The 10824-nt window shown below is 34.8% G+C and carries 12 protein-coding genes; 2 read left to right on the forward strand and 10 right to left on the reverse strand.

Annotated elements, in window-relative coordinates; genetic code table 11:
- Positions 1–109: 109 nt before the first annotated feature.
- The 7 genes from ABUA27_RS10255 to ABUA27_RS10285 form a co-directional block, all read right to left on the reverse strand.
- Positions 110–1309, reverse strand: coding sequence for an L-serine ammonia-lyase, iron-sulfur-dependent, subunit alpha (locus ABUA27_RS10255; protein ID WP_349820660.1), 1200 nt, complete (start codon positions 1307–1309; stop codon positions 110–112).
- A 40-nt stretch (positions 1310–1349) separates the two neighbouring features.
- Positions 1350–2234, reverse strand: a complete 885-nt coding sequence (locus ABUA27_RS10260) for an ROK family protein (RefSeq protein ID WP_022424481.1) — start codon at positions 2232–2234, stop codon at positions 1350–1352.
- Between the two features lie 87 nt (positions 2235–2321).
- A complete protein-coding gene (locus ABUA27_RS10265) occupies positions 2322–2579 on the reverse strand; it encodes a hypothetical protein (protein WP_022424480.1) in 258 nt (85 codons plus the stop codon).
- 36 nt (positions 2580–2615) lie between these two features.
- A complete protein-coding gene (gene pflA / locus ABUA27_RS10270; protein ID WP_129980891.1) occupies positions 2616–3350 on the reverse strand; it encodes a pyruvate formate-lyase-activating protein in 735 nt (244 codons plus the stop codon).
- A 51-nt stretch (positions 3351–3401) separates the two neighbouring features.
- On the reverse strand, positions 3402–5663 hold the full coding sequence (gene pflB / locus ABUA27_RS10275) for a formate C-acetyltransferase (protein WP_221711467.1): 2262 nt from the start codon (positions 5661–5663) through the stop codon (positions 3402–3404).
- Between the two features lie 319 nt (positions 5664–5982).
- Positions 5983–6351, reverse strand: a complete 369-nt coding sequence (locus ABUA27_RS10280; protein ID WP_278243997.1) for a VOC family protein — start codon at positions 6349–6351, stop codon at positions 5983–5985.
- A gap of 11 nt (positions 6352–6362) precedes the next feature.
- Positions 6363–6698 (reverse strand): PTS sugar transporter subunit IIB, encoded by a 336-nt coding sequence (locus tag ABUA27_RS10285; RefSeq protein WP_217747863.1) that lies wholly within the window; start codon positions 6696–6698, stop codon positions 6363–6365.
- Positions 6699–6786: 88 nt separating this feature from the next.
- Between ABUA27_RS10285 and ABUA27_RS10290 the strand changes: the two genes are divergently transcribed.
- Positions 6787–7989 (forward strand): FtsW/RodA/SpoVE family cell cycle protein, encoded by a 1203-nt coding sequence (locus ABUA27_RS10290; RefSeq protein ID WP_303352624.1) that lies wholly within the window; start codon positions 6787–6789, stop codon positions 7987–7989.
- Positions 7990–8037: 48 nt separating this feature from the next.
- On the opposite strand, the gene ABUA27_RS10295 is transcribed toward ABUA27_RS10290, so the two are convergent.
- Genes ABUA27_RS10295 through ABUA27_RS10305 form a run of 3 tightly spaced genes read right to left on the reverse strand, consistent with a single transcriptional unit; the run spans position 8038 to position 10083 of the window.
- Positions 8038–8499 carry a hypothetical protein gene (locus tag ABUA27_RS10295; RefSeq protein WP_117458296.1) on the reverse strand — a complete coding sequence of 154 codons (462 nt, stop codon included), beginning with the start codon at positions 8497–8499 and terminating at the stop codon, positions 8038–8040.
- A complete protein-coding gene (locus ABUA27_RS10300) occupies positions 8471–9319 on the reverse strand; it encodes an RluA family pseudouridine synthase (RefSeq protein ID WP_129980896.1) in 849 nt (282 codons plus the stop codon). Before ABUA27_RS10300 ends, ABUA27_RS10295 begins: the two co-directional genes overlap by 29 nt.
- Positions 9316–10083, reverse strand: coding sequence for an NAD kinase (locus tag ABUA27_RS10305; protein ID WP_129980897.1), 768 nt, complete (start codon positions 10081–10083; stop codon positions 9316–9318). The genes ABUA27_RS10300 and ABUA27_RS10305 overlap by 4 nt, the downstream gene beginning before the upstream one ends.
- Before the next feature lie 107 nt (positions 10084–10190).
- Between ABUA27_RS10305 and ABUA27_RS10310 the strand changes: the two genes are divergently transcribed.
- A complete protein-coding gene (locus tag ABUA27_RS10310; protein ID WP_349820661.1) occupies positions 10191–10763 on the forward strand; it encodes a CYTH domain-containing protein in 573 nt (190 codons plus the stop codon).
- Positions 10764–10824: the final 61 nt, after the last annotated feature.

Raw genomic sequence — 10824 nt, forward strand, 5'->3', positions numbered from 1 at the left:
TTTTTCTAAATTATTCAAACTTGTTTTTAAGTTTGTCTTTTTTTATACGTTTTGATTGATTTTTGTTTCACACTTTCCCCCCTTTATAAAAAAAGAAATAGTGAAATCACTATTTCAATTCTTTTGCAAGACCTCCTAGAGATGTTTCTTTATAAGCAACATTCAAGTCTTTGCCTGTTTCTTTCATAACTCTTACAACTGTATCGAAAGGTACTTTATTCTTACGTACATAACCTAACTGTCCTGCAAGCATAGCCGCATCATAAGCACGTAATGCAGCCAAAGCATTTCTTTCAATACAAGGAATCTGTACATAACCATCTACTGGGTCACATGTTAATCCCAAGTTATGTTCCAATCCCATTTCTGCTGCATAATCAACGAGACTATTATTTAACTCATTGATCCAGGCCATAGAGGCACTTGCCATTGCACAAGCTGTTCCTACTTCTGCCTGACATCCTCCATCTGCACCAGCAATAGTCGCATTATATTTAACTGTATTACCATATAATCCTCCAATCGCAAGTGCTTTGACTAAGTCTCTCTTTTTTAAGCCCATCTGATGATGTGCATAATAGAGAATAGCTGGTAGTACACCACTTGCACCACATGTCGGTGCAGTGACAATCATATGACCATCTGCATTTTCTTCAGAAACTGCATAGGCATAGCTAGCAATAAATAAACGTTCCTGAGCCATTTCATGATGTGTATTTAAAGCCTGTTGATACATAGAACCGGCTACTCTTTTTAATTGTAGACTGCCTTGTAATATTCCCTGTGTATGTAACCCATTTTCTACGCAGGTAAACATTGCTTCAAGAACTTCAAATAAATATTCTTTAAAGTTTTCATCTTCAAAACGTAAGACATAATCATAAAGTGATAATCCTTCATTTTCACAATAATCGATGACTTCACGCATTGTATGATGAGGATAGATTTCTACCTTCTCCTCTTCTAAGTCTCCCTTAAAGTAAATTTCTCCTCCACCAATAGAATAAGCTTCAATAGGTTTTAATGCCTCTCCACCACAATATACTGTAACTAACATCCCATTAGGATGATAAGGTAATTCACCGCTCTTAAAAGAAAAATCACATGGTACAGGTGCAAATGTCTTCTGCATGATTTTATCTGTCAAATGTCCTTTACCAGTTAAAGATAAAGAACCATACAGATCAACATGTACCTTTTCCATATCTGGATAAAGTGATTTAATTCTTTCAGCGATCTTCATCGGTCCATAAGTATGAGATGAAGAAGGACCAATTCCTATTTTATAAAGTTCTCTAAGTGATTGCATGTATTATCCTCCTTTAAAAAAAGCAGGCTATGCCTGCTTTTTATTTATTCTTTAATGCCTGTTTAGCAAGTGCTAATCCACCACAAAATCCTGCATTATCTGCAAGTCCTGGATAAACAATATAATCCTTGATCTTATCTGTTGTAATTTCTTCTTTTGCAACATAACCGTTCAACATTTCCTGAACGTATTTATGAATCATTGGGAATAACTGTTTCTGGTGCATAACACCTCCACCTAAAATAATCTTCTTAGGTGAAATTGTAAGAATATAAATACATAAAGCCTGAGCAATATAATAAGCTTCTAAATCCCATGCTGGATGATCAACAGGTAATTCTTTAGCGCTCTTACCCCAGCGTTCTTCAATAGCTGGTCCAGCTGCTAAACCTTCAAAACATGTTCCATGATATGGGCATTTACCTTTATAAGTATCTTCTGGGCGAGTGATCAATTTCATATGACCCATTTCTGGATGTAGTAAGCCGTGTACAAGATTACCTTCTACAACAGCACCTCCACCTACACCTGTACCAATAGTCAAGTATAATGCGCTATTTAATCCTTTAGCAGCACCAAATTCTACTTCACCTAAGCATGCACTGTTTACATCAGTATCAAATCCTACAGGAACACCTGGAAATGCTTCTTCTAAATCCTTTACGACATTATGATTAGACCATCCTGGTTTAGGAGTAGTAGTGACACTTCCATAAGTAGGACTTGTCTTATCTGGATCAATTGGGCCAAATGATCCAAAGCCAATAGCTTCTACACCCTTATCCTTGAAGAATTCAATTGTTTTCTTCATTGTTTCTTCTGGTGTTGTAGTTGGGAAAGATTCTCTTTCAAAAATGTTACCATTCTCATCACCAACACCAACGACGAACTTTGTTCCTCCACCTTCAATAGTACCTAATTTCATTATCCTTTACCTCCATAATAGCAATCACTCATATTTTAAATTATTTACTCCTAAAAGTAAACGGACATTTGAATACTGTTACATTTTTCAGGCAACCATCTTATCATTTTTATAATATGCATATTGATCCAAAGAATAACCATGCTCCTGCATCACTTTTGACATGATTGTACCTTCAATCATTGCACGTTTTGCGGTAATTATTTTATAGTCTTCTTCCCCTTTATGAGTATGAATAATATCCATTAATTGATTGTGTACCTCATAATAAAGGCTGCATAATGTATCCAAACTCTGATTTTGTAAGAATACTATATAATTCTCATCAAAAAGCAATTCATCCATGAAAAATGCCTCCTTCTAGGAGACATTATATCATACTTATTTATATTTATCTGTATGTAGAATCTTATTTGCGTTTTCTACACGTTCATTTGTAGGTGGATCAATTCCTTCTAGCTTATATTCTAAGTTAAGTTCCTTCCACTTATATACACCAAGAGTATGATAAGGAAGAACTTCTACCTTTTTCACATTACTTAAAGTATCAATATAATCAGCTAAAGCATGAAGATCTTCATCATAATCACTTCTTTCAGGAACAAGTACATGTCTAATCCAGATAGGTTTATTGATATCATTCAAATATTGAATCATATCAAGAACACGCTTGTTTGAAGCACCAGTTAATACCTGGTGTCTTTCATCATTGATTTCTTTTATGTCTACCATAAGTAGATCTGTATATTTCATAAGTTCCTCAAACTTAGAGAAGAAAGGTTCTTCTCTTGTAAAGCATGCACCACTTGTATCAATACATGTATTGATTCCTGCTGCTTTAGCAAGTTTAAAGAATTCTAACAAGAAATCAATCTGTACAAGTGGTTCACCACCAGATACAGTAATACCTCCATCTTTACCCCAATAAGGTTCAAAACGTAAGGCACGGTCTAATGCCTGCTGTGGTGTCCATTCTTCAAACTTCTGACTTGCCCATGTATCTGGGTTATGACAGAATTGACATCTAAAAGGACATCCATGTAGAAATAAGATAAAACGTACACCTGGTCCATCTACAAGACCAAATGTTTCAACGGAATGTACACGAGCGTTCATCACATTCTCCTCCTCTATAAAAAACAGTCTCTTAAGAGACTGTTTTAATTATTACATATGATCGTGACAAGTTCTAGCAATTACGTCTAACTGCTGTTCTCTAGTTAAGTCAATGAACTTAACTGCATAACCAGATACACGGATTGTGAAGTTTGCATATTCTGGTTTTTCTGGATGTTCCATTGCATCGATTAACTTTTCTTTACCGAATACGTTAACGTTTAAGTGATGAGCACCCTGTCTGAAGTAACCATCCATAACTGTTACTAACTTATCAGCTCTTTCAGCTTCGTCATGACCTAATGCACTTGGAGCAATTGTCTGAGTATTTGAGATACCATCTAATGCCCATTCGTAAGGTAACTTAGCAACTGAGTTTAATGAAGCAAGTAAACCGTTCTTTTCTGCACCATATGCTGGGTTAGCACCTGGAGATAATGGTTCACCAGCTTTACGTCCATCAGGTAATGAACCTGTAGCCTTACCATAAACTACGTTAGAAGTGATTGTTAAGATTGAAGTAGTTGGTTCAGAATTTCTATATGTATGATGCTGTTTGATCTTTTCTAAGAATGTATGTAATAACCAAACTGCGATGTTGTCAGCTCTGTCATCATCGTTACCATAACGAGGGAAGTCACCTTCAACTTCGTAATCAACTACGATACCATCTTCATCTCTGATAGTCTTAACCTTAGCATATTTAATTGCGCTTAATGAGTCTACTACATGTGAGAAACCAGCAATACCAGTTGCGAATGTTCTACGAACATCAGTATCGATTAATGCCATTTCTGCAGCTTCATAGTAGTATTTATCATGCATGTACTGGATTAAGTTTAATGTATTTACATATAAATCTGCTAACCAGCTCATCATTGCATCATATTTCTTGATAACTTCATCGTAATCAAGATATTCAGAAGTAATTCCTCTATATTCAGGACCTACCTGCTGTTTAGTCTTTTCATCGATACCACCGTTGATAGCATAAGTTAAGCACTTAGCTAAGTTAGCTCTCGCACCGAAGAACTGCATTTCTTTACCAGTCTGAGTAGCTGATACACAGCAGCAGATTGAATAGTCATCGCCCCATACAGGTCTCATAACATCATCGTTTTCATACTGAATTGATGAAGTATCGATAGAGATCTTAGCAGCGTATTTCTTGAAGTTTTCTGGTAATGCTTCTGTATAAAGAACTGTTAAGTTTGGTTCTGGAGAAGGACCCATATCTTCTAATGTATGTAAGAAACGGTAGTCACTCTTTGTAACCATTGAACGTCCGTCAGTACCTAAACCTGCAACTTCAAGTGTAGCCCATACTGGGTCACCAGAGAATAATGCGTTGTATGATGGGATACGTGCGAACTTAACCATACGGAATTTCATAACGATATGGTCAACTAATTCCTGAGCTTCGCTTTCAGTTAATGTACCGTTAGCTAAATCTCTTTCAATATAGATATCAAGGAATGTAGAGATACGTCCAACTGACATAGCTGCACCATTCTGAGTCTTGATAGCTGCTAAATAACCAAAGTATAACCACTGGAATGCTTCACGAGCATTAGTAGCTGGTTTAGAAATATCATAACCATAAGCTTCAGCCATCTTCTTCATTTCATTAAGAGCTCTTACCTGTTCAGCAATTTCTTCTCTCTTTCTGATGATGTCTTCAGTCATTGATCCGCTACCACAGTTAGCAAAGTCTTCTTTCTTCCAATCGATTAATGCATCGATACCGTATAAGGCAACTCTTCTGTAGTCACCAACAATACGTCCACGACCATAAGTATCTGGAAGACCAGTGATAATCTTATTATGACGTGCTTTCATAATTTCAGGAGTGTAAACATCAAATACACCCTGGTTATGAGTCTTATGATATTTTGTGAAAATTTCATGTAATTTAGGATTTGGTGTATAACCATAAGTTTCGCAAGCCTGTTCAGCCATACGGATACCACCATAAGGCATGAATGCTCTCTTTAAAGGCTTATCTGTCTGTAAACCAACAACAGTTTCTAAGTCCTTCATGCTTTCATCAATATAACCAGGTCCATAAGCAGTTAAACCAGAAACTACTTCAGTTTCCATATCAAGAACTCCGCCTTTAGCTCTTTCTTCTGCCTGAAGTTCCTGTAATCTGCCCCATAATTTATTAGTTGCTTCTGTAGGTTCAGCTAAGAATGATTCATCGCCATCATATGGTTTGTAGTTATTCTGAATGAAGTCTCTAGTATTCACTTCTTCTTTCCATAAACGGCCTTTGAATCCAGCCCACGCATCAGCAAAACGATTTGTATCCATTGTAACAATTCCTCCTTAAAGTATAAAAAACCACTGAATTTTGTTACGCATCCTTTTCAGCGATTTCAATATACCATTATTCAAAATGTTTGTCTATGGATTTGCTTACATTTTTGTATGCGTTTTCTGTAAACGTATAACATTTTTTACCTCGTGATAAAAAATTTTCTCATAAGTTTGTTTTATTTCCCGAAATTAGTAATAATATATTTGTAGTTTTGGGAATAATACGCTTACGTTAATAACTTTTTTCCTATCTAAAAATATTTTTTAATTATTTTTTCACAAAAAAAAGGAAATGCAGCATGCATTTCCTAGACTATTTTTCTGGTATGATTTCAAGCCAGTATCCATCTGGATCCTGGATAAAATAGATGCCCATTGAAGGATTTTCAAAACAGATACATCCCATCTTTTCATGTAATGCATGTGCCCCTTCATAATCATCTACATGAAAAGCTAAATGGAATTCTTCTTCACCAATATCATAAGCCTGTGGATGATCTTTAAGCCATGTGAGTTCTAATTCAAATGGAGTTGTTTCATTACCAACATATACAATAATGAAGCTTCCATCTTCACTCACCTTACGTCTTCTTTCAGTTAAGCCTAATGCTTCTTCATAGAATTTAAGAGAAACATCTAGATCCTTAACGTTATAGTTTTCATGTACCATCTTAAATTTCATAACAATACCTCTTATTTAATTTTTTCTAACACAGTTTCACAGATAATACTTGATGCTTTACCAAAGATCATAGTAAGTGTTAAATGACCTGCCACAATACCACTAGCACCTAGTGTTTTAATTGTTTCAACATCAAGATCCTTATCCTGCTTTAAAGTCGCCTTTAATTTAGAAGGTGATGCTTCTAAAGCAGTAATGTTGTCTTTACCACCTAATGCTTTAATTAATAGATCTGCATCAATCGGACATTGTTCTTTACTTGTTTTCTTTTTACGAGTCATCATTACAACAATCACAAGTACAACTACGATTGCCGCAATAATCCCAATCATCATATTTTTAGACACTTTAACCACACTCCTTTTTATTGAAGTATCTTTAAAATATAGTATACTATAAGAATGAAAAAAGTAAAAAGAAAAAAGGAGGGCACGCATGGAAAACCTTGAAGAAACACTCAAGAAATATCCTCTTATTGCCTTAATTATATTGCTTGGTGCCATCAGTTGTTTTGCGGTTGCAAGTGCTGCACCAATTATGACTAACATTGCGAATCCTTACATGCTATGGCTTAAACAAGGGCTTTATTATGTATTAGGTGGCGCTTTAAGTTATATTATCTATAAAATAGGTCAGGATACCCTTTATACTCATATCAAAACATTATATATGGTTTTTATTGTATTACTGATTGGACTTGCCGTGGATCATTTTGTCTATACAAAACTACTACACATTCATATTGTCCCACTCGCAAAGTTTACTAATGGTGCAACTTCCTGGTATAACATCCCGGGCTTTAGTTTTCAGCCTTCTGAATTCATGAAAATCATCATGGTTATGTACCTTGCGAAAATTACACAGGAATATAATGATCATGTTTTAATCAAGACAACAGACAGTGAAATCCAGTATATTATTCAAGTCATGAAGATTTCTTTACCACCAGCTATTCTTATTTATTTACAGAATGACTCAGGGGTTATGATGATTATTATGGCAGCTGTTTTCTTTGTATTATTATCAAGTGGTATGAATGGAAACTGGTTCCTATTTATTTTAGTGATTGCAGTAGTAGGTGTACTTGGAATGGCTTATTTATTCATCTACCAGAACGGAGTCTTTACATCTATCATCTCAGGGCATAAACTAGACCGTATTTATGGCTGGCTAGATCCTGAAGGAACAACTGGCAATCAAGGGTTACAGTCATGGTTTGCACAGTTATCTTATGGGACTGCAGGATGGTTTGGACATGGTTTTAGAGCTGTTGTCAAGGTCTTCCCTGAAGGACAGACAGACTTTATCTTCTCTGTTATCGCGACTGATTTTGGTTATGTAGGTGCACTCATCACTTTACTTGCCATTGCAGCATTTGATATCACTATCTTAAATATCGGCTTAAAGAGTGATAATATTCGTGATAAGACATTTATCATGGGGACATTTGGATGTCTCATCTTCCAGCAGACATGGAATATTGGAATGATTCTTGGATTACTTCCTATTACTGGTATTACTTTACCAATGCTGTCTTATGGAGGATCTTCATTACTTTCATATATGTTCGCAATAGGTATTATTATTGATATTGATTATCAGAATAAGCTTCGTGATGTAAAACATAAACAATACTAAAAACGACATGCCTCTCATGAGGTATGCCGTTTTTCTTATTTCATATAACTAACCCTTAATATCTTTAAGTAAAGCTACATGTTCACCATAAATATGTCCTGTTTCAGGTACATAGATAATAAGTGCTTCTTTTTCATTCTTATAAATAGAACGACTCTTTTCTACAAATGCAAATAAGAGATTATCCCCCTTAGTTGTCTTAAGCTGTACTCTCTCATTATACTTCACTGGTGTAACCACATATTCACAAGGTACTGTAGGTACCTCTTTTAAGTTCACCATCTGTTTATAATAGCTATAAACCATAAAGAATAAGCCAGCAGTAATAGCCACCCCAAGAGCATAGATTACTTTAGATTGAGTTGGAACAAGAAAAGCAGCCACTAATGTGATAATCACAACTACAGGAATAATTCTAGAGAACTTCTTATAGTGCTTTCCATATTCATTACATTTATAAGTCATATATTTTTCTGACTGCTTAAGATTTAATTTTTTTAATTCGTACATCGTTGAACACCTTCTTTAAAGTCATACATTGTTGTGTGATAGGATGTTTAAAGGCTATTTCTACACTATCTAGATAGAACCCTTTTCCTTCACCATAAAGTGGATCTCCTACTAATGGACATCCTAAATAAGCCATATGAACACGTATCTGATGCGTACGTCCTGTTTCTAGCTTACATTCTACTAAAGAATAGTCTTTAGTTGTTTTAATAGTACGGTAATGGGTGATTGCTTCTTTACCGCCTTCTTTTACTTCTCTTTTAGTCCCATGACCTTCTGCATGGTCAATAGGCGCATTGACAGTGCCTTGTCCTGGATTGCCTTTTACAAGTGCATGATATACACGTTTCACCTGTTTGATATCATGAGAAAAAGCATCATGAACATAACGGCTTTTCGCAATCATCATGAGCCCTGATGTTTCTTTATCAAGTCTATTTACTAAATGAATTGCACTCTCAATATGATTTACTTGATAGTAATGCATAATCGCATTTCCTAATGACTCTGTTAAATACTTCTTAACAGGGATACAGGCAAGATTAGGCTGCTTATCAATGATCATCAAATAATCATCTTCATATACAACTTTTAAGGGAATATCTACAGGAATCACATGACTTGTTTCTTTAGGAAAAACAATAGCCACACTATCCCCTGTTACTGTCTTATAACACAAATACTGCTTTTCTCCATTCACTAATATCTCTCCATGATTTCTAGAATCTTTGACTAGTTTCTTAGAAATACCATGTAAATAGAAAAATTCATCTAAACGCATATCTTTGTGCTGTTCATCTATTTCAAACTGCAAGATCATAGATATGATTTCCTCAATCTCTTCACAAATGATACATGACGATAATCACAGAAATGAGCCACACGTTTAGATAAACGTGCTTCTATGACATCATGATCCTTTAATTCATAAATATCTGTATCAATACCTAAAACCGCATTCTCGCTAAAATCTGTCTCAAAGCGCACTACATCCTCATCTCCTAAAATAAGAGGACTGCCTAAAGAACGATAAGCATTATGATGAATACCAGCTATTTCCGTCACCTGCATCAGTCTTAAGCTAGGATTAATCACTGCCCCACCTAATGATTTATTTAATGCAGTAGAACCTGAAGGCGTACTGACACAAAGTCCGTTTCCTCTAAATGTTTCCATATGTTCATCGTTTACATACATATCTATAACCTGTGAACGATAACTATTCTCTATACGCATTTCATTTAAAGCATGAAAGATTTCTCCATTATAAGAAATACGCAAGAGATGTCGATCAAAGATTTCAGGTTCTTTTGTAATAATATCTTTTACAAGCTGTTTATATTCATCCTTTAAATAGTCTGTAAAGAACCCAAGTGTTCCTGTATGGATTCCTACAAATGAGACATCATTTAAAACATGCTCATAACGATGAATAGAATAAATCATAGTTCCATCTCCACCTACAGAAATCACTATATCTGGATGTTCTTCATCATAAATCAGTTCGTTGAGTTCATCTTTAATCAAAGCAGCAAGATGACGGGATACATCATCTTTTTTTGACACAATTGCATATCTTTTCATTTTTTATCACCGCTATTATTATACTTTCTATTACCTTTTTACGCAATATGACTTGTATTGACGGGTTTATCTCTCAAGTATATAATTTGATAAAATGAGGAGAAATTATGGAAAAAAATCTTGAAATAGAATATAAGATGTTATTAAGTGAAGCTCTATTCAATCAATTGATGAATGACTTCAAAGGGCATACTTATAGTCAGACAAACTATTATCTTACAAGTATTGAATTAAGTGCTTTACGCTATAGTCTTCGTATAAGAGAAAAAGAAGGTTATTATGAGATGACTTTAAAGATTCCTGAAAAGAATGGTCGTCTAGAACATAATCTAGAAATTACTAAAGAAGATTTAGAAATGATTCAAAAAGGTGAAATACCTGATAATGAGATTACTCGTTTATTAAGTAATAAGGGATTTAATTTAAGTCTTATTAAACAGGCTTATTCTTTGACTACTATTAGAAGAGATGTTCCTTTTGATTCAGGTATGTTATCTCTTGATGAAAATCATTATAACGGAATCACTGATTATGAATTAGAATTTGAAGTGAATGACGAAGAAAAAGGACTTAAACAATTTGAAGAATTATGTCAAACATATCATCTACAGTATAAAGCAAACTGTGCAAGTAAGATTGCGAGAGTTCTAAGCACATTAAAAGCAGGCTGTAACGGGTAAATAACTCATTATAGTTTCATAAAAAGCAAAAGACGGACCGAGGTCCGTCTTTTGTGGTATA

This window comes from Catenibacterium sp. RTP21428st1_D7_RTP21428_210409 (assembly GCF_040227455.1).
Classification (GTDB): Bacteria; Bacillota_I; Bacilli_A; order Erysipelotrichales; family Coprobacillaceae; genus Catenibacterium; species Catenibacterium mitsuoka_A.